Source organism: Pseudomonas defluvii (assembly GCF_001695625.1).
GTDB lineage: Bacteria > Pseudomonadota > Gammaproteobacteria > Pseudomonadales > Pseudomonadaceae > Aquipseudomonas > Aquipseudomonas defluvii.
The window spans coordinates 1-18,095 of sequence record NZ_MBPN01000023.1 but is presented as its reverse complement, the minus strand read 5'-3'; the positions used below and the strand labels follow the sequence as shown (position 1 = coordinate 18,095).

Here is an 18,095-nt window from a genome sequence, read left to right as displayed (position 1 = left end):
CCTACAGGTGCGCCATGCAGCCCTACGCTATTGCCCCCTCCATTCTCTCTGCCGATTTCGCTCGCCTGGGCGAGGAAGTCGACAATGTGCTGGAGGCCGGAGCCGACATCGTTCACTTCGATGTCATGGATAACCACTACGTCCCCAACCTGACTATCGGCCCGATGGTCTGCAGTGCGCTGCGCAAGTATGGCGTCACCGCGCCGATCGACGTGCACCTGATGGTCAGCCCGGTAGATCGCATCATTGGCGATTTCATTGAAGCCGGTGCGACGTACATCACTTTCCACCCAGAAGCTTCCCAGCACATCGACCGCTCGCTGCAACTGATCCGTGATGGTGGCTGCAAGGCGGGCCTGGTGTTCAACCCGGCAACATCGCTCGATGCCTTGAAGTACGTCATGGACAAGGTCGACATGGTCCTGTTGATGAGCGTTAACCCAGGCTTTGGTGGGCAGAAGTTCATTCCCGGCACCCTCGACAAGCTGCGTGAGGCTCGCGCGCTGATCCAGGCCAGTGGTCGCGATATCCGTCTGGAAATCGATGGCGGCGTCAACGTCAACAACATCCGCGAGATCGCTGCTGCTGGCGCTGACACCTTTGTTGCGGGCTCTGCGATCTTCAATGCGCCGGACTACCGCGAAGTCATCGCCAAAATGCATGCTGAACTGGCTTTGGCACGGCCATGAGTGGTTTCGAGCAGCTGTTCCCGGGCAGCCTTCCCAGGCTGGTAATGTTCGATCTGGATGGCACGCTGATCGACTCCGTACCGGACCTGGCGGTCGCTGTGGACCAGATGCTGCTCGAAATGGGCCGTCGTCCGGTTGGCCTTGAGGCTGTACGCCAATGGGTCGGTAACGGCGCTGCGGTACTGGTACGCCGCGCCTTGGCCGGTGGCCTGGATCACTCCGCCGTCGATGAAGACGAGGCGGAGAAGGGCCTGGAGATTTTCATGCAGGCCTATGCTGAAAACCATGCGCTGTCGGCGGTTTACCCTGGCGTGAAGGATACGCTGCGTTGGTTGCGCAAGCAGGGCGTGGAAATGGCTCTGATCACCAACAAGCCTGAACGCTTTGTTGGCCCGTTACTGGACCAGATGAAAATCGGCCGTTATTTTCGCTGGATCATCGGCGGCGATACCTTGCCGCAGCAGAAGCCAGACCCGGCAGCGCTGATGTTCGTTATGAAAATGGCGAATGTGCCGCCAGAAAACGCGCTGTTTGTCGGTGATTCGCGCAGCGATGTGCTGGCGGCGAAGGCTGCTGGCGTCAAGTGTGTTGCACTCAGCTATGGCTATAACCATGGTCGTCCGATAGCCGAGGAGTCACCCACATTGGTGATTGATGACCTTCGTGCACTCTTGCCTGGTTGCTTAGAAGCAGACACTGAGCTAATGTCGGACGTTCAATCCCCCCCTGATAGAGATTCCATCGTGGTGGTCACCTGCAAACTCTGGATGAAAGTCATCAAGGCACTGGCCCGTTGGCGTTGGCGCGCCTGACTTCTATCTAGCCGGCTTGGCCCGGCACGTTTGCTTGCCCGACCCATAGCTCCTTGCCACGAGGCTATCATGACCCGCGAAGAATTCCTGCGCCTGGCCGCAGCCGGCTACAACCGCATTCCGCTTGCCTGCGAAACCCTGGCCGACTTCGATACGCCGCTGTCCATTTACCTGAAGCTGGCCGACCAGCCCAACTCCTACCTGCTCGAATCCGTGCAGGGCGGGGAAAAATGGGGGCGTTATTCCATCATTGGCTTGCCGTGCCGCACGGTGTTGCGTGTGCATGACTATCAGGTTCGCATCAGCCATGACGGTGTAGAAGTCGAGCAGCATGATGTCGACGATCCGTTGGCATTCGTCGAGGCCTTCAAAGATCGCTACAAGGTGCCAACGATCGCTGGTCTGCCGCGTTTCGACGGCGGTCTGGTGGGGTACTTTGGCTATGACTGCGTGCGCTATGTGGAAAAGCGCCTGGGCAAATGCCCGAATCCAGACCCGTTGGGTGTGCCGGATATTTTGCTGATGGTTTCTGATGCCGTCGTGGTGTTCGACAACCTGGCCAGCAAGATCCATGCAATCGTGCTGGTCGACCCGGCGCAGGAAAACGCCTACGAAGAAGGTCAGGCGCGCCTCGAGCAATTACTCGAGCAACTGCGTCAGCCGATCACGCCGCGCCGTGGCCTGGATTTCAAGGGGTTGCAGGCTGCCGAGCCCGCATTCCGCTCCAGTTTCACGCAGGACGACTACGAGCGTGCTGTCGATACCATCAAGGAGTACATCCTGGCGGGCGACTGCATGCAGGTTGTGCCGTCGCAGCGTATGTCCATTGATTTCAGTGCCGCGCCTATCGACCTGTACCGTGCGCTGCGCTGCTTCAACCCGACGCCGTACATGTACTTCTTCAACTTTGGCGACTTCCACGTCGTTGGCAGTTCGCCGGAAGTACTGGTGCGCGTCGAGGACAACCTGGTCACCGTACGTCCAATCGCCGGTACTCGTCCACGCGGTGCAACCGAAGAAGCCGACCGTGCCCTGGAAGAAGACCTGCTGTCCGATGACAAGGAAATCGCCGAGCACCTGATGCTGATTGATCTGGGGCGTAACGACACCGGTCGGGTATCCGAAACCGGCTCGGTCAAGGTCACCGAGAAAATGGTGATCGAGCGCTACTCCAATGTGATGCATATTGTCTCTAACGTTACTGGTCAACTGAAGGAAGGTCTTTCGGCCATGGATGCGCTACGCGCGATTCTTCCGGCGGGTACCTTGTCGGGTGCGCCGAAGATCCGTGCGATGGAGATCATCGATGAGCTGGAGCCGGTAAAGCGCGGCGTGTATGGCGGTGCGGTCGGTTACCTCGCCTGGAACGGCAACATGGATACCGCCATCGCGATCCGCACGGCGGTGATCAAGGACGGCGAGTTGCATGTCCAGGCCGGTGGCGGCATCGTCGCCGACTCGGTGCCCGCGCTGGAGTGGGAAGAAACCATCAACAAGCGCCGCGCGATGTTCCGGGCCGTAGCCTTGGCCGAGCAGACGCCACGCCAGTGAAGATGGCGCCTTTTCGGCGCAAGACAGGTATTCAGAGTCAGCAGACTCAAGAGGTTGACCAGATGTTACTGATGATCGACAACTACGACTCCTTCACCTACAACGTCGTGCAGTACCTTGGCGAGTTGGGTGCAGAGGTCAAGGTCATTCGCAATGACGAACTGACCATCGCCCAGATCGAGGCGCTCAAGCCTGAACGCATCGTTGTTTCCCCCGGCCCTTGCACCCCAACTGAAGCGGGTGTGTCGCTGGAGGCAATCAAGTATTTTGCCGGGAAACTGCCCATTCTCGGTGTCTGCCTGGGCCACCAGTCCATCGGCCAGGCCTTTGGCGGGGACGTGGTGCGTGCCCGTCAGGTGATGCACGGCAAAACCAGCCCTGTGTTCCACCGCGACCTCGGCGTATTTGCGGGCCTGAACAATCCGCTCACCGTAACCCGCTACCACTCGCTGGTGGTCAAGCGCGAAACCTTGCCGGAGTGTCTTGAGGTCACCGCCTGGACTGCGCTGGCAGATGGTTCTGTCGATGAAATCATGGGCCTGCGGCACAAGACGCTGAACATCGAAGGGGTGCAGTTCCACCCTGAGTCGATCCTCACTGAACAGGGCCACGAGCTGTTCGCCAACTTCCTCAAGCAGAGCGGCGGCCACCGCTAAGGATCGAACATGGATATCAAGAGCGCGCTGGCCCGTATCGTCAGTCAGTTGGACCTCTCCACCGATGAAATGCGCGACGTCATGCGTCAGATCATGACCGGCCAATGCACCGAAGCGCAGATCGGCGCTTTCATGATGGGGCTGCGCATGAAGAGCGAGAGCATTGACGAAATCGTCGGTGCCGTCTCGGCGATGCGTGAGCTGGCGGATAAAGTTGAACTCAACACCCTTGCCGGTGTTGTCGATGTCGTCGGCACCGGCGGCGACGGCGCGAACATCTTTAATGTCTCTACTGCCTCGTCATTTGTGGTGGCAGCGGCGGGTTGCACGGTTGCCAAGCATGGTAACCGTGCCGTTTCGGGCAAGAGTGGCAGTGCCGACCTGCTTGAGGCCGCCGGTATCTACCTGAACCTGACCCCGGTTCAAGTGGCTCGTTGCATTGACAGCGTTGGTATCGGCTTCATGTTTGCCCAGTCGCACCATGGGGCAATGAAGCACGCTGCCGGCCCTCGCCGTGATCTGGGGTTGCGCACCCTGTTCAACATGATTGGCCCGCTGACGAATCCTGCCGGCGTGAAGCACCAGGTGGTCGGTGTGTTTAGTCAAGCGCTGTGCCGGCCGTTGGCCGAAGTGCTGCAACGCTTGGGCAGCAAACATGTACTGGTGGTGCATTCAAAGGACGGTCTGGACGAGTTCAGCCTGGCCGCGCCGACCTTTGTGGCGGAATTGAAGAACGACCAGATTACCGAGTATTGGGTCGAGCCTGAAGACCTTGGCATGAAAAGCCAGAGTCTGCATGGGCTGTCGGTTGAAAGCCCGGCGGCTTCGCTGGAGCTGATTCGCGATGCCTTGGGCCGACGCAAGACTGAAAACGGTCAGAAGGCTGCAGAAATGATCGTGCTTAATGCGGGCGCAGCACTGTACGCCGCAGACCACGCCTCTTCGCTCAAAGAGGGCGTCGCGTTGGCACATGATGCGCTGCACACCGGTCTTGCCCGCGAAAAACTTGAGGAGCTGGGTGCGTTTACCGCTGTATTCAAGCAGGAGAATGAAGGATGAGTGTGCCGACGGTTCTGGAAAAAATCCTCGCGCGCAAGGTCGAAGAAGTCGCTGAGCGCAGTGCCCGGGTGAGCCTGGCCGAACTTGAGCGTCTGGCGGCCAGCGCCGATGCGCCTCGTGGTTTTGCCAAGGCGCTGATCGAGCAGGCGGCACGCAAGCAGCCAGCGGTTATTGCTGAAATCAAGAAAGCTTCGCCGAGCAAGGGTGTCATTCGCGAGCACTTCGTTCCGGCCGACATCGCGGTCAGTTACCAGAAGGGTGGGGCAACCTGCCTGTCGGTACTGACCGACATCGACTACTTCCAGGGCGCTGATGTGTATTTGCAGCAGGCCCGAGCGGCTTGTGCCTTGCCCGTTATCCGCAAGGATTTCATGATCGATCCTTACCAGATCGTCGAAGCGCGAGCCCTGGGTGCTGACTGCGTACTGCTGATCGTTTCCGCGTTGGACGACGTGAAGATGGCTGAGCTGGCGGCCACTGCCAAAGGTGTCGGCCTCGATGTATTGGTCGAAGTGCATGATGGTGATGAGCTCGATCGGGCATTGAGCGTCCTTGATACCCCGCTGGTTGGTGTCAACAACCGTAACCTGCACACCTTTGAGGTGAGCCTGGAAACGACGCTCGACCTGTTGCCACGCATTCCGCGTGATCGTCTGGCAATTACTGAAAGCGGCATTCTGACCCGTGCCGACGTCGAGCTGATGGAAGTCAATGAGGTGTATTCCTTCCTGGTCGGCGAAGCGTTCATGCGCGCGGACAATCCAGGTTATGAACTGCAGCGTCTGTTCTTTCCTGAGCGTGTGCCACAGAACCAGGTTCCAGGTCTGGACTGATCAACCCCTGAAGCCGGCGATGCCGGCTTTTTTGTATCGACAAGGTTAATGCGATGAACGATCAACCTGTTGCCGTGACCGTTGAAGCTGGCCTGCGTGCCGAGCAGGATTTGCTGGCCGCTGTGTGTCGAGGTGAGCAAGACCATGGTGTGTTGTTCTGGCGCCCGACTGACCGGGCCTTGGTCATGCCTCGGCGCATGAGTCGCCTGGAGGGCTTCGAGGCGGCCTGTGCGGAACTGGCGATTGCCGGCTGGCCGATATTGTTGCGAGAGACTGGCGGCGAGCCTGTACCGCAATCACCAGCGGTCATCAACATTGCCCTGGTCTATGTTGCGCCGCGCAGTGAGGGTGATCATGGGCGGATCGAAAGCGCCTATGAGCGACTTTGCCAACCCTTGTGCGAGGCCCTGCGTGAGTGGGGCGGGGTTGCTTCGGTCGGAGAGATCGAGGGGGCGTTCTGCGATGGTCGTTACAACGTCAACCTTAATGGTCGCAAACTGGTCGGTACGGCTCAGCGCTGGCGTCAGGGGCTCAATGGCAAGCGGCCTGTCGTGCTGGTGCACGGTGCACTGCTGCTGGATAACGAGCGCGAAACGATGGTCGCCGCAGTGAACCGGTTCAATGAGTGTTGCGAGCTGGAGCAACGTTGTCTGGCCGATAGCCACATTGCCCTGCACGAAGTGGTACCCGAGGCCCCACTGTTTACACAGTTGGCGCAGGCCTATGGCGCGGTGCTTGCGGGTATCGCGAAAGACTAGCGGGTACCGTAGACCACCATGGTCTTGCCCTTGACCTGAACCAGGCTGCGTTCTTCAAGATCCTTTAGCACGCGGCCGACCATCTCCCGTGAGCATCCGACGATCCGGCCGATTTCCTGGCGGGTTATCTTGATCTGCATACCGTCCGGGTGGGTCATTGCGTCGGGTTGCTTGCATAGCTCCAGCAGGCAGCGGGCTACGCGTCCGGTGACGTCGAAAAAGGCCAGGTCGCCTACCTTGCGAGTCGTGTTACGCAGGCGTTGTGCCATCTGGCTGCCGAGCGCGTAGAGAATGTCCGGGTCCTGGCGGGCCAGCTCGCGAAATTTCTCATAGGTGATTTCGGCCACTTCACATTCGCTTTTGGCGCGTACCCAGGCACTGCGTTGCTGTTCTTTGCCCTCGGGTTCAAAGAGCCCAAGTTCACCAAAGAAGTCGCCACTGTTGAGGTAGGCGATGATCATCTCATGGCCTTCATCATCCTCGATCAGGATGGTCACCGAACCCTTGACGATGTACCACAGGGTATGAGCCTCGTCGCCCGCGCAAATGATGTTGCTCTTGGCGGTGAAATGCCGACGCTGACAATGAGCAAGCAACTTGTCGATGTTCTTGATCTTGGCTGGGAGGTTCAAGGCAACCATGGCTGAATTCCGGAAAGAAGCGATGCGTGGACACTTTTGTAAGTAGCCTGGCTTTTGCGCCAGTGATTTGGCGTCAGCTTATCAGACGCGTGTTCCTGTATCGGCACATTTCCTTGAACGCTTAGCTTTTCCGACGTGCCCGCAGGGTCTAAGCTGGCAGCCTTTTTCATGTTTAATGGAGTCCAGGTATGAAGGCGCGTATCCAGTGGGCTGGCGAAGCCATGTTTCTCGGCGAGTCAGGCAGTGGCCATGTGGTGGTCATGGATGGTCCGCCGGAGAGTGGCGGGCGTAATCTGGGCGTTCGGCCGATGGAGATGCTGCTGCTGGGTCTGGGCGGTTGCAGCAACTTCGATGTGGTCAGCATCTTGAAGAAGTCGCGGCAGGCAGTAGAAAGCTGTGAAGCGTTCCTGGAGGCTGAGCGTGCGAGTGAAGACCCCAAGGTATTCACCAAGATACATCTGCGCTTTGTGGTCAAGGGCCGTGGTTTGAAAGAGGCTCAGGTCAAACGTGCGGTTGAGCTGTCTGCCGAGAAGTATTGCTCGGCTTCGATCATGCTGGGGCGTGCGGGTGTCGAGATTACTCACGCCTATGAAATCGTCGAGCTGGGTTGAGTCGACATTCAACTATCATAAAAGCGGCGCACACTCTGGCAGACCGGGCTTCAGGTCTGCATAATGCGCCCCTTTTTCAGGGCTTTGGCCCTGTCTCGGACCTGCTCCGACCAGACAACCAAAATCGCCATCGCGAAGAGGTGTTAACCGTCCTACGCAGGTGCGTCGTTCGCATCTGACGGGCATGCTTGATCACGCGGCCGGGCCGCACACATATAGAGAGTTTTCAACGGTGAAAAGCAAACTCAAGCTCCACGGGTTCAACAACCTGACAAAGACCTTGAGCTTCAACATCTATGATATCTGCTATGCAGAGTCCCCTCAGGACCTGCAGGCCTACGTCGAGTACATCAACCAAGAGTACGACGCCGAACGCCTGACGCAGATTCTCACCGATGTGGTTGATATCATTGGTGCCAATATCCTGAACATTGCCCGTCAGGATTACGAGCCACAAGGCGCCAGCGTGACCATTCTGATCTCTGAACAACCGGTCACCCCGACCGACAGCCAGATCGAAGAGTCGCCGGGCCCATTGCCAGATACCATTCTGGCCCACCTCGACAAGAGCCATATCACTGTTCACACCTACCCGGAAATTCATCCGGTGGATGGCATCGCTACCTTCCGTGTGGATATCGATGTGTCGACCTGCGGGGTTATTTCACCGCTCAAGGCGCTCAACTACCTGATTCACCAGTTCGATTCGGACATCGTGACTGTGGATTACCGTGTGCGCGGTTTCACCCGTGACATCGAAGGGAAGAAGCACTTCATCGATCACGAGATCAACTCGATCCAGAACTACCTCTCTGAAGATACCAAGTCCGCTTACCAGTTGACGGACGTCAATGTGTATCAGGAGAACCTGTTCCACACCAAGATGCTGCTCAAGGACTTCGAACTGGACAACTACCTGTTCGGCGACGCGACCAACAACTTGTCTGCAGAACAGCGCGCGCAGGTGACTGAGCGTGTAAAACACGAAATGCTGGAAATCTTTTACGCTCGCAACATGCCAGCGTAAATTTCCAGGCAAAAAAAGGGGCCCTTGCGAGGGCCCCTTTTTTATTTTCGTCAGTTGCTCCGGTTGTTGCGCTGCATTTAGCGGCGCAATCCGGGCAGAAAATCCACGATGGCAGTTGGCAGCAGGGTACGTAGGGCGGTACTCAAGCGCTCGCGGTGTTTCTGGTAGAACACGCCAAGGCCAATAATCGCGATCCCGATCAGGCTCAGTACCAGCGGGAACAGCAGTGAGTCAGCGAACACATCATAGGACAGGTACCCCAGGTAAGCCGCCACACCCAGTGCCCCGAACACCATGAACACGGGGCGGCGCAGCAAAAGAGCCACGGCCATCAAGCCAAGGTTGATCAGGCAGTACATGGCCTTGCCCCATTCGCTGCCGCTGTCCATCAATGTCAAACCGCCCCAGAAGGCTGCGAGCCCGGCCAGATAGCCCCAGAAGGCATAGTCCTGGCGGCTGCGCCCATCAATCCAGACGCATACCAGCAGCAAACCGAGGCCGAACCACAGCGAGACTTCTCGACGCTGATCCCAACTGAATCCGTCACCGTAGACCCACTCGGTCAGGTCCATTGACATGAACCAGAGGGCGATCGCCATTGGCATCACAATAAACGGGAAGGGCACCAGGCGCAGCATCAGAAGGCCGGCAACCACTGCCGCAACTTCCATCAACAACCACCCACCTTGTACATAGCGGTAGTAGTTCTGGTAGTCACCTTGGCTGTCGTCCATGGGCCAGAAACCGCTAAGGCGTTCGAGTGCGAACACTGCCAACGGCACAATGCTCACCGCCACGGCAGCGAGCAGCCCACCAGGGATTACCTGCCCACTGCGGTGCATGGCCTTGCCGGCCAGGGTGAGCAGGGCGATGTAGCTCAGTGCGACCAGCAGCAGGGCGCTGTCACCGATACTCATCCAGGCTTCGGTCAATAGCCAGCCCATGGCGCCCATGATCAGTAGTGCGCCAAAGTAATAGGCGACATGCGCCAGTTGGAAGCTGGCACGCTCTTGCGGTTGCTGCTTGAGAAAGTCCAGCAGGGCCTGATCCTGGCCTGGCTGGAGAATCCCCGCAGCTACGGCACGGGCAAGATCTTGAGCATCGAAGCGGTCAGCCATGATGGTCACATACGGTAGGTGCTTTTAGTCATGACCTTTGCCATAAGGCTCATCCCGAACTTGATCGGCGCAGGGAAACGGAAGCCCCCAGCGTCCAGCGCGGACTCGGCATGGTGTGCTTCATCGATGCGCATCTGCTCGAGGATAGCCCGTGATTTCTCATCTTCGGCTGGAATCTGCTCCAGGTGCTCATCCAGGTGCCTGCACACTTGATGCTCGGTAGCTGCGACGAACCCCAGGCTGACTTTGTCGCTGATCATCCCGGCCACTGCGCCGATGCCGAATGACATGCCATAGAACAACGGGTTTAGCACACTGGGGTGGCTGCCAAGTTGGCGAATGCGCTGTTCGCACCAGGCCAGGTGATCGATTTCTTCTTCGGCTGCATGTTCCATTGCCTTGCGTACCTGCGGCAGCTTTGCCGTCAGTGCCTGGCCTTGATACAGCGCTTGAGCACAGACCTCGCCGGTATGGTTGATGCGCATCAGGCCCGCTACATGGCGCGTTTGTTCGTCGTCCATGTCACTGTCGGGCTGGATGATCGCCGGAGACGGGCGGGAAGGTTGGCCGCTGAAGGGCAGCAAGGTGCGCATGGCAGTGTCGGCCTGCAGCAACAAGCGGTCGAGCGGTGAGTAGTGACGTTCGGTAGCCATCGGGCACCTCCGCAAGAATGTGCCCGATAGTTTACCCCAATCCAGATGACACGGCTTGCGTTGGATCAGCCCGGCGGCCAGTGCATCTGGCGTTGACCGAGCACGTGCATATGGATGTGGTAGACGGTCTGACCGCCCAGCTCATTGCAGTTCATGACCACGCGAAAACCGTCTTCGCAGCCCAGCTCTTTGGCCAGGCGCTGAGCGGTGAAGAGGATATGGCCAGCCAGGCCTTTGTCTTCTTCGGTCAGGTCATTGAGGGTACGGATAGGCTTTTTCGGGATAACCAGAAAGTGTACGGGGGCCTGTGGTGCGATATCGTGGAAGGCCAGAACCTGGTCGTCCTCGTAGATGATCTTGGCCGGGATCTCCCGGTTGATGATCTTGGTGAAGAGAGTCTCCACAACGCTTGCTCCATGGTGGTGGTCTGGCCTGAGTGTACTCAGCGCAGGGCCTGCCGCCCAGCCTCTATTCGATTCTGCTTGGGCGATAGCGTTGGTTGATGGCACCGGCCAGCTTGCGTGTGAGCCAGCGCGAGAGCATTCGCGGGCTGAATGCAAGCCAGCGATTGCGCCGACCGGGAAGGATCAAGGCGCGGTTTTTTTCCAGCGCTCGAACGGTATACAGCGCCACTTCCTCGGCGCTCAGGCAGCGCTTGCTGTTGTCCAGGCGTGGAATACGGCGTCTGGACGAGCGCACCGGGCCGGGGCAGAGGACTGAAACCTTGATGCCGGTGCGCTTGAGTTCTTCGCGTAGCCCTTCGGAGAAGTGCAGAACATACGCCTTGCTTGCGGCATAGCTGCTCATCCAGGGGCCAGGCGCAAACGCCGCGAGGGAGGCAACGTTGAGGATCTGCCCTCCGCCCTGAACCGCCATGGCGTTACCCAGCGCGTGGCAAAGGCGGGTAAGGGCGAGAATGTTCACTTCGATCAGGTCCTGCTCGTCTGCCCATTCCTGAGCGAGGAACGGACCATAGGAGCGGATGCCCGCACAGTTCACCAGCAGATCGATTTGCCGTTCGCCTTCTTCGAGCTCAAGTAGAAAGCCAGACAGACGCAGCGGCTCGCCGAGATCGCAGGCGCGGAAAAGAACTTCTACACCGAAACGTTGAGTCAGTTCGATGGCGACAGGTTCAAGCAGGTCGCGTTGTCGTGCCACCAGAATCAGGTTGCGCCCCCGCCTGGCCAGTGCTTCGGCCAGTGCCAGGCCGAGGCCGCTGGAGGCACCGGTGATCATGGCGTAACGGGTCATGCAGTTCTCCAATCAGGGGGGGCGTTGTTCAAGGCGCGTAGTTTACAGGTTGGGGTCGGCGCAGCCACTACCGCTACGTACAGGCGTTGCGCCTGCAGTGCGGGTAGTAGCCGACGAGGTTCGGCTTAGAACGGTTTGACCACCACCAGGATGACGATACCCAGCAGAATCAGCACGGGCACCTCATTGAACCAGCGGTAGTAGACGTGGCTGCGAGTGTTTTCTCCACGTGCAAAGCGTTTCAGCTGGGCGCCGCACATATGGTGGTAGCCGGTCAACAGCACGATAAGTGTCAGCTTGGCGTGCATCCAGCCTTGGCTCATGAAGCCGGGGTTCAAGCTAAGCAGCCAGATGCCAAAGATGAAAGTGGCGATCATCGCCGGCCCCATGATGCCCCGGTACAGCTTGCGCTCCATGGTCACGAAACGTTCCTGGCTGATGCTGTCCTGGCTCTGGGCGTGGTAGACGAAGAGCCGGGGCAAATAGAACAGCCCGGCAAACCAGCACACCACGCTGACGATGTGTAGGGCCTTGATCCATAGATAAAGCATGTTTTGCAGTTCCTTCAGGGTTCACGGTGGTCGGATAGTAGTGGCTGTGGGTGGCCCCCGTCATCTCAACGGTTGTTACCAAAGCGACAGCCCCATATTATCGCTGGCTTTACACTCTACAGTCGGTTCGTTCAGAAGGGGCACGCGTTATGGTCAAGGTCGGTATCGTCGGCGGCACGGGTTACACCGGTGTCGAGCTGCTGCGTCTGTTGGCACAGCATCCACAGGCAGAGGTGGCGGTGATCACATCGCGATCAGAAGCAGGGCTGGCCGTCGCCGACATGTACCCGAACCTGCGCGGCCACTACGATGGCCTTGCCTTCAGCGTGCCCGACAGCAAGGCATTGGCAGCATGCGACGTGGTCTTCTTTGCCACGCCACATGGTGTAGCCCATGCGCTGGCTGGGGAGCTCCTGGCAGCCGGTACCAAGGTGATCGACCTCTCTGCGGACTTCCGTTTGCAGGATGCTGACGAGTGGGCCAAGTGGTATGGCCAGCCACACGGTGCACCTGAACTGCTCAAGGATGCGGTCTATGGCTTACCCGAGGTCAACCGTGAGCAGATTCGCCAGGCTCGCCTGATTGCCGTCCCAGGTTGCTATCCAACCGCTACCCAATTGGGATTCCTGCCACTGCTTGAGGCCGGCATTGCTGATACCTCGCGCCTGATCGCCGACTGCAAGTCCGGTGTCAGTGGTGCTGGCCGTGGCGCCAGCGTAGGGTCGCTGTTCTGCGAAGCCGGTGAAAGCATGAAGGCATACGCGGTCAAAGGGCACCGTCACCTCCCAGAAATTAGCCAAGGCTTGCGCCGTGCTGCCGGTGGTGATGTCGGTCTGACCTTTGTGCCGCATCTGACGCCAATGATCCGGGGTATCCACTCGACCCTGTACGCCACCGTTGCCGATACCTCGGTTGACCTGCAAGCGCTGTTCGAAAAACGTTATGCAGATGAGCCGTTTGTCGATGTCATGCCAGCCGGCAGCCACCCGGAAACCCGTAGCGTGCGGGGTGCTAACGTTTGCCGTATTGCGGTTCATCGGCCACAAGGTGGTGACCTGGTCGTAGTGCTCTCGGTCATCGATAACCTGGTCAAGGGCGCGTCGGGTCAGGCGGTACAGAACCTGAACATCCTTTTTGGCCTGGACGAGCGCATGGGTCTGTCTCATGCGGGGCTGTTGCCTTAATCACCTTTAAAGTGCGGGAAACCACACGTGGGAGACGCTTGCAGTGTCGTTTCACGTGTGGCGTGGGTCTGCTTCAATTCTTGACCAATTTTCTCGGAGAAGCGGATAATGCCTGTCATCACGCATTATGGCGGCACAGCGCCGGGAGATAGTCAGCATGAGCGTCGAATCCTTCACCCCTACGGCCTTGCAATTCACGCAGGGCGCCGCGCACAAGGTGAAGACCCTGGTCGATGAAGAGGGTAATGATCGTCTGAAGTTGCGAGTGTTCGTAACGGGCGGCGGTTGCTCCGGCTTTCAGTATGGTTTCACCTTTGATGAAGACGTTGCCGAAGACGATACTGTCGTGGAGCGCGAAGGCGTCGCCTTGGTTGTCGATCCGATGAGCTTCCAGTACCTGGCAGGTGCCGAAGTGGATTACCAGGAAGGTTTGGAAGGCTCGCGTTTCGTGATCAAGAACCCTAACGCTACCACCACCTGTGGTTGCGGTTCTTCGTTCTCGATCTAAGGCCGGGTGTCTACTGCTAACGCCGCGCACTTGCGCGGCGTTTTGCTTTGCGCTTCAGGCAGGGTAGATAGCGCCAAGTACCCGAGGGCCGCGGGCGCCGGTGACGCTGGGGCGATTGCCCGCAATGCCTTCCAGGCAGCAATGAGCCAACCAGGCGAATGCCATCGCCTCTACCCAGTCCGGATCGACGCCGCAAGCGTCAGTGCTGCTGACCCGCGCACCGGGAAGCAACTTGGCCAAGCGCTGTATCAGCACGTCGTTGTGCGCGCCGCCCCCGCATACCAACAGTACCTGTGTCCCCGGTTGGGCTGCCTGCAGTGAGTTGATGATGCTTTGTGCGGTCAACTCCAGCAGTGTGGCCTGTACGTCGGCATCGTTGTGGATGGGTTGTGAGCTGAGGTGGTGCTTGAGCCATGGAAGGTTAAACACTTCCCTGCCTGTGCTCTTGGGGCCGGTTTCCGCGAAGAACGGGTCACTGAGCAAGGCAGACAGCAAGCTCGGAATGACCGTCCCACTCGCAGCCCAAGCACCCCCTGCATCGAAGCTAAGCCCCTTGCAGTCTTGAATCCAGGCGTCCAGCAGTACGTTGCCCGGACCACAGTCAAAGCCTCTGACTGGCATGCCGTGCTCGATCAGGCTGAGGTTGCTGAAACCACCGACATTGAGTACTGCCAGGCGTTCGCCTGGGTGCTCGAACAGCGATTCATGGAAGGCGGGTACCAGAGGGGCGCCCTGGCCGCCTGCGGCGACGTCGCGGCGTCGGAAGTCACTGACGACGCTGATGCCCGTGAGCTCGGCTAGCAGGGCTGGGTTGCCGATCTGCACAGTGAAGCCGCGCGCCGGTTCATGCCGAATGGTCTGGCCGTGGCTGCCAATGGCGCGAATGGCACTGGGTTGCAGGTGCTGAGTACTCAGCAATTGTTGGATTCCGGTCGCTGCCAGTGCCACCCACTCATTTTCGGCAAGTGCTGCCCGGGCGACTTCATCCGGCCCGCTGGCGCACAACGCCAGTAGCGACTGGCGAAGCGTGTCCGGCATGGGGATGTAATGCGTGGCGAGTAGCGTTGGCTTGAGCTGTTGCGCTTGCTCGATCAATGCGATGTCCAGGCCGTCAAGGCTGGTCCCGGACATCACTCCCAGATAGAGAGGCATCGCTTAACGCTTGCTCGAGGCCAGCATGGTGGCCTTTTCCTGGTCCATGCGTGCGATCAGCGGTTGGCTCTGCTGCATGAAGCGTTGGCGTTCAGCCTTGGCGATAGGGTCTGCCATGGGTAGCTTCTGGCCCAGAGGGTCGACGTGGACGCCATTGACCTGGAATTCATAGTGCAGGTGTGGGCCGGTGGAGAGGCCAGTAGTGCCGATATAACCAATCACCTGGCCCTGCTTGACCGAGCCTCCGGTCTTCACGCCTTTTGCGAAGCCCTGCATATGCCCGTAGAGCGTCTGATAGCGGTTACCGTGCTGAATGATGACGGTGTTGCCATAGCCGCCGCGACGCCCTGCCAGAAGCACCTTGCCATCGCCAGCGGCTTTGATTGGCGTCCCACGTGGCGCTGCATAGTCGACGCCTTTGTGCGCGCGAATCTTGTTCAGGATCGGGTGTTTACGCCCAGCAGAGAAGCGCGAGCTGATACGTGCGAAATCAACCGGTGTACGGATGAACGCCTTGCGCATGCTGTTGCCGTCGGCGGTGTAGTAACTGGTGTTGCCCTGCTTGTTGGTATAGCGAACGGCGCTATAGCTCTTGCCGCGGTTGCTGAAGCGGGCGGAAAGGATATTGCCGGTGCCTACGACCTTGCCGTTGACTACCTTCTGTTCATAAATCACATCGAACTCGTCACCCTGGCGAATGTCCTGAGCGAAGTCGATGTCGTAGCCGAAGATACCGGCCATATCCATGGTCAGGCTGTGAGACAGGCCGGCACGTTGTGCTGACGCAGAAAGCGAGCTCTTGATGACGCCGTGCACATAGGCAGTGCGTACAGTCGGTTTGCTGATCTCGCGATTGAACGCATAGCCGTTGCTGGTCTTGGTCAGGCGGATGGTTTCCAGGTCGCTGACCTTGCTGTGCAGGCTGGACAGTTGGCCGTCCTTGTCCAGTTCAATTTCCAGAACCTGGCCATGTTTGAGCTGGCTGAACTGCTTGGCCTGCTTGTTACTGGCCAGTACCTCATGCACCGCATTGGCTGGCAGGCCGACTTTGTTGAACAGTGTCGACAGCGTATCGCCGCGGCCTACGGTGACTTCGCGGTGGCTAGGCGATTTAGCTGTTTCTGCTGTTGGTGCAGGCTCCGCCTTGGCAGCTTGCTCGTTTTTTTCGTCAGCGTTGTCTATCTGGGCAAACGGTGAGGGTGCAGCCTCTTCGCTGGCCAGCGGTGGCGTTGCTTGTTGTTGCTCAAGCTGCTCGACTGGGCTTTCCAGCTCAAGGTTCAGGGTTGTTTTCTTGGCCTCGACTTCGCTGGATGGGAATACCAGCAAAGCCAGGCTGAGTAAGGCTGCAATGCCGCTCGCAGCCAACAGATGGCTCTTCGGATAAAGCGGAGGCGCTTTAGGCGGTTCGTTGCTCATGGGTAAATTGACTTTGAAAAAGATGAAATGGAAAAGATGAATGACATGATGAAGATGAAATAACTGTATAAAATATAACCAAATCCCTTCCAAAGCAAGCGGGCAGACGTCATCAGTCGGGTGTTGGGTCACATTCAGGCCAAAAACTTGTAATTGACGGCTGATCTTGTATGGTTGGGGCCTTTTAATCTGAGCCTTACGGGTCTGTCATGAAGTCGGTTGAAGAGCAGCTAGAGCTGATCAAACGTGGTGCGGAAGAGGTACTGGTCGAGTCCGAACTGGTCGAGAAGCTCAAGCGCGGTCAGCCGCTGCGGATCAAGGCGGGTTTCGACCCTACCGCGCCTGACCTGCACCTGGGGCATACCGTCCTTATTAACAAGCTGCGTCAGTTCCAGGATCTGGGGCATCAAGTGATCTTCCTGATTGGGGACTTCACCGGGATGATCGGGGATCCGAGTGGCAAGAGTGCTACGCGTCCGCCGCTGACTCGCGAGCAGGTGCTGGAAAATGCCGAGACGTATAAACAGCAGGTGTTCAAGATCCTTGACCCAGCCAAGACAGAAGTTGCATTCAACTCGACCTGGATGGATGCGCTGACCCCGGCTGATTTCATTCGCCTGGCGTCCCAATACACGGTTGCGCGTATGCTGGAGCGGGATGACTTCCATAAGCGCTACACCACCAATCAACCGATCGCGATCCATGAGTTCCTCTACCCGCTGGTGCAGGGGTATGACTCGGTAGCGCTGAAGGCGGATGTTGAACTGGGTGGTACCGATCAGAAGTTCAATCTGCTGATGGGGCGCGAACTTCAGCGCGGTTACGGTCAGGAACCTCAGAATATTGTCACCATGCCACTGCTTGAGGGGCTTGATGGTGTCAAGAAGATGTCCAAGTCCCTCGGGAACTATGTTGGTATCCAGGAAGCGCCGGGTGTGATGTACAGCAAGCTTGTCTCGATCCCGGACACCTTGATGTGGCGTTACTTCGAGTTGTTGAGCTTCCGGTCCATGGAAGAGATCAATGCATTCCGTGCAGAGGTAGAGGCGGGCGCTAATCCGCGGGACATCAAGATCAAGCTGGCTGAAGAGATCGTTGCGCGCTTCCATGGTGAAGAGGCTGCTGCGAACGCACACCGTGCCGCGGGCAATCGCATGAAGGATGGCGAGTTGCCAGAAGACCTGCCCGAGGTTGTAGTGCCTGCCGATGAAGAGATGCCGATTGCGGCTGTCCTTAATAAGGCTGGGCTGGTCAAGAATGCTGCTGCGGCTCGCGATCTTCTGGCGGCGGGTAGTGTGCGCATTGATGGCGAGGTCGTTGATCGTGGCTTCGTATTCGCGTTGGGCGCCACTCATGTTTGCCAGGCCGGCAAGAAGGCCTTTGCGCGTATTACGCTGAAGGCTGAGTGAGTTTGTAAATAAGGCTTGACGGCGAATTGTAACTGTCTATAATTCGCCCCACTTCCGGCGTAGTCGAAACGGAAAACTCCTTGGTAATCAACGAGTTAGATGTTTAAAGATGGTGCTGGAAGTGCTTCGGTCGAATAGATCGGCAGCGGTGAAAAAGGTGGTTGACAGCGAGTTGAAACGCTGTAGAATTCGCCTCCCGCTAACGAGAGATCGAAG

Annotated in this window: 20 protein-coding genes; 12 read left to right on the top strand and 8 right to left on the bottom strand. The window is 58.2% G+C overall.

The genetic code is table 11. The annotated features are described in order from the left end of the window. The first annotated feature begins 14 nt into the window (after positions 1-14). The 7 genes from rpe to EKA13_RS08810 all read left to right on the top strand — a co-directional run bounded on the left by rpe (position 15) and on the right by EKA13_RS08810 (position 6,358). On the top strand, positions 15-689 hold the full coding sequence (rpe, locus tag EKA13_RS08840; RefSeq protein WP_065759018.1) for a ribulose-phosphate 3-epimerase: 675 nt from the start codon (positions 15-17) through the stop codon (positions 687-689). Then, positions 686-1,501: a phosphoglycolate phosphatase gene (locus EKA13_RS08835; protein WP_065759017.1), complete on the top strand. Its 816-nt coding sequence runs from the start codon at positions 686-688 to the stop codon at positions 1,499-1,501. The genes rpe and EKA13_RS08835 overlap by 4 nt, the downstream gene beginning before the upstream one ends. Positions 1,502-1,570: 69 nt before the next feature. Beyond that, positions 1,571-3,052 (top strand): anthranilate synthase component I, encoded by a 1,482-nt coding sequence (gene trpE / locus EKA13_RS08830; RefSeq protein WP_065759016.1) that lies wholly within the window; start codon positions 1,571-1,573, stop codon positions 3,050-3,052. A 62-nt stretch (positions 3,053-3,114) separates the two neighbouring features. Further along, the gene (locus EKA13_RS08825; protein ID WP_065759050.1) at positions 3,115-3,708 is read left to right on the top strand and encodes an aminodeoxychorismate/anthranilate synthase component II; all 594 of its coding nucleotides are present in this window, start codon (positions 3,115-3,117) and stop codon (positions 3,706-3,708) included. 9 nt (positions 3,709-3,717) lie between these two features. Beyond that, complete coding sequence (gene trpD / locus EKA13_RS08820; RefSeq protein WP_065759015.1) at positions 3,718-4,767, top strand: anthranilate phosphoribosyltransferase; 1,050 nt, start codon at positions 3,718-3,720, stop codon at positions 4,765-4,767. Continuing rightward, positions 4,764-5,600: an indole-3-glycerol phosphate synthase TrpC gene (gene trpC, locus EKA13_RS08815; protein WP_065759014.1), complete on the top strand. Its 837-nt coding sequence runs from the start codon at positions 4,764-4,766 to the stop codon at positions 5,598-5,600. Before trpD ends, trpC begins: the two co-directional genes overlap by 4 nt. 53 nt (positions 5,601-5,653) lie before the next feature. Then, the gene (locus tag EKA13_RS08810) at positions 5,654-6,358 is read left to right on the top strand and encodes a lipoate--protein ligase family protein (protein ID WP_065759013.1); all 705 of its coding nucleotides are present in this window, start codon (positions 5,654-5,656) and stop codon (positions 6,356-6,358) included. On the opposite strand, the gene crp is transcribed toward EKA13_RS08810, so the two are convergent. After that, positions 6,355-6,999 carry a cAMP-activated global transcriptional regulator CRP gene (crp, locus tag EKA13_RS08805; protein ID WP_065759012.1) on the bottom strand — a complete coding sequence of 215 codons (645 nt, stop codon included), beginning with the start codon at positions 6,997-6,999 and terminating at the stop codon, positions 6,355-6,357. The genes EKA13_RS08810 and crp overlap by 4 nt on opposite strands. A gap of 188 nt (positions 7,000-7,187) precedes the next feature. Here crp and EKA13_RS08800 point away from each other — a divergent pair, with 188 nt between their 5' ends. Together EKA13_RS08800 and speD are read left to right on the top strand one after the other, a co-directional pair. Next, positions 7,188-7,610 (top strand): OsmC family protein, encoded by a 423-nt coding sequence (locus tag EKA13_RS08800; protein ID WP_065759011.1) that lies wholly within the window; start codon positions 7,188-7,190, stop codon positions 7,608-7,610. Positions 7,611-7,842: 232 nt separating this feature from the next. Then, positions 7,843-8,637: an adenosylmethionine decarboxylase gene (gene speD / locus EKA13_RS08795; RefSeq protein ID WP_065759010.1), complete on the top strand. Its 795-nt coding sequence runs from the start codon at positions 7,843-7,845 to the stop codon at positions 8,635-8,637. 77 nt (positions 8,638-8,714) lie between these two features. On the opposite strand, the gene EKA13_RS08790 is transcribed toward speD, so the two are convergent. The 5 genes from EKA13_RS08790 to hemJ form a co-directional block, all read right to left on the bottom strand. Continuing rightward, positions 8,715-9,755 carry a DUF2157 domain-containing protein gene (locus EKA13_RS08790; RefSeq protein WP_065759049.1) on the bottom strand — a complete coding sequence of 347 codons (1,041 nt, stop codon included), beginning with the start codon at positions 9,753-9,755 and terminating at the stop codon, positions 8,715-8,717. Between the two features lie 5 nt (positions 9,756-9,760). Then, the gene (coq7, locus tag EKA13_RS08785; protein ID WP_065759009.1) at positions 9,761-10,408 is read right to left on the bottom strand and encodes a 2-polyprenyl-3-methyl-6-methoxy-1,4-benzoquinone monooxygenase; all 648 of its coding nucleotides are present in this window, start codon (positions 10,406-10,408) and stop codon (positions 9,761-9,763) included. Positions 10,409-10,473: 65 nt separating this feature from the next. Beyond that, positions 10,474-10,812: a histidine triad nucleotide-binding protein gene (locus tag EKA13_RS08780; protein WP_028942126.1), complete on the bottom strand. Its 339-nt coding sequence runs from the start codon at positions 10,810-10,812 to the stop codon at positions 10,474-10,476. A gap of 64 nt (positions 10,813-10,876) precedes the next feature. Beyond that, complete coding sequence (locus EKA13_RS08775; RefSeq protein ID WP_065759008.1) at positions 10,877-11,659, bottom strand: SDR family NAD(P)-dependent oxidoreductase; 783 nt, start codon at positions 11,657-11,659, stop codon at positions 10,877-10,879. Between the two features lie 125 nt (positions 11,660-11,784). Then, positions 11,785-12,210, bottom strand: a complete 426-nt coding sequence (hemJ, locus tag EKA13_RS08770; protein ID WP_065759007.1) for a protoporphyrinogen oxidase HemJ — start codon at positions 12,208-12,210, stop codon at positions 11,785-11,787. A 149-nt stretch (positions 12,211-12,359) separates the two neighbouring features. Here hemJ and argC point away from each other — a divergent pair, with 149 nt between their 5' ends. Both argC and erpA read left to right on the top strand, forming a co-directional pair. Beyond that, complete coding sequence (argC, locus tag EKA13_RS08765) at positions 12,360-13,394, top strand: N-acetyl-gamma-glutamyl-phosphate reductase (RefSeq protein WP_065759006.1); 1,035 nt, start codon at positions 12,360-12,362, stop codon at positions 13,392-13,394. 157 nt (positions 13,395-13,551) lie between these two features. Continuing rightward, positions 13,552-13,902: an iron-sulfur cluster insertion protein ErpA gene (gene erpA / locus EKA13_RS08760; protein WP_065759005.1), complete on the top strand. Its 351-nt coding sequence runs from the start codon at positions 13,552-13,554 to the stop codon at positions 13,900-13,902. Between the two features lie 54 nt (positions 13,903-13,956). Here erpA and EKA13_RS08755 read toward each other — a convergent pair whose 3' ends face one another. Continuing rightward, the gene (locus EKA13_RS08755) at positions 13,957-15,054 is read right to left on the bottom strand and encodes an anhydro-N-acetylmuramic acid kinase (RefSeq protein WP_065759004.1); all 1,098 of its coding nucleotides are present in this window, start codon (positions 15,052-15,054) and stop codon (positions 13,957-13,959) included. A gap of 3 nt (positions 15,055-15,057) precedes the next feature. Then, positions 15,058-16,470 carry a peptidoglycan DD-metalloendopeptidase family protein gene (locus EKA13_RS08750; protein ID WP_065759003.1) on the bottom strand — a complete coding sequence of 471 codons (1,413 nt, stop codon included), beginning with the start codon at positions 16,468-16,470 and terminating at the stop codon, positions 15,058-15,060. A 209-nt stretch (positions 16,471-16,679) separates the two neighbouring features. Between EKA13_RS08750 and tyrS the strand changes: the two genes are divergently transcribed. Next, positions 16,680-17,879, top strand: a complete 1,200-nt coding sequence (gene tyrS / locus EKA13_RS08740; protein ID WP_065759002.1) for a tyrosine--tRNA ligase — start codon at positions 16,680-16,682, stop codon at positions 17,877-17,879. The last annotated feature ends 216 nt before the right edge of the window (positions 17,880-18,095 follow it).